This window comes from Deinococcus aquiradiocola, from assembly GCF_014646915.1.
Lineage (GTDB): Bacteria > Deinococcota > Deinococci > Deinococcales > Deinococcaceae > Deinococcus > Deinococcus aquiradiocola.
Window position 1 is genome coordinate 1 of the sequence record NZ_BMOE01000045.1, and the last position, 560, is coordinate 560.

At 62.1% G+C, this 560-nt stretch carries 1 pseudogene; it reads right to left on the minus strand.

Features of this window, described 5'->3' with window-relative positions:
* Positions 1–560: pseudogene (locus IEY33_RS19100) on the minus strand (IS630 family transposase); the annotation flags it as partial.

Consider the following 560-nt stretch of genomic DNA (forward strand, 5'->3'; position numbering starts at 1 on the left):
CGGATTGAACTCCGGTGAATACGGCGGCAAGTACACCAACGAGAGCCGATCCTGCGTCCCCACGAAGGCCGAAACGGCCTTCGCCCGGTGAATCGCAGCGTTGTCCAGCACCACCACCAGTTCGCCCACCACATGCTTCAGCAGGTGGTTCAGGAAGGCCAGGACATCACCGGTCTTGACCGCTCCTGACTGGGTGTGCTGGAGAAATTGCCCGTTCGACGTGATCGCGCCAATCGTCGAGAGGTTCTGCCAACTGGCCGGAAGACGCACCAGGGGCGTCTCCCCCCGTTTTGCCCATGTCCGTCGGAGCACGCCTTTCAGACTGAACCCCACTTCATCGAGATAGACGAGCGTGGCGCCCTGCTCGATCTTTTTTTTCGACACCCGGGTGCGTGGTCTGCACCCAGGTCCGTACGGCCTCCTCGTTCTGTTCCAGTGCCCCTTTCCCAGGTTTCTGGGGAGAGAACCCCAGGCGATGAAGCACCTTGCGGACATGGTCGACGTGGTACCACACCCCCAGGTGTCGCCCGACGACGTCACGGACACGGGGGGTCGTCCAG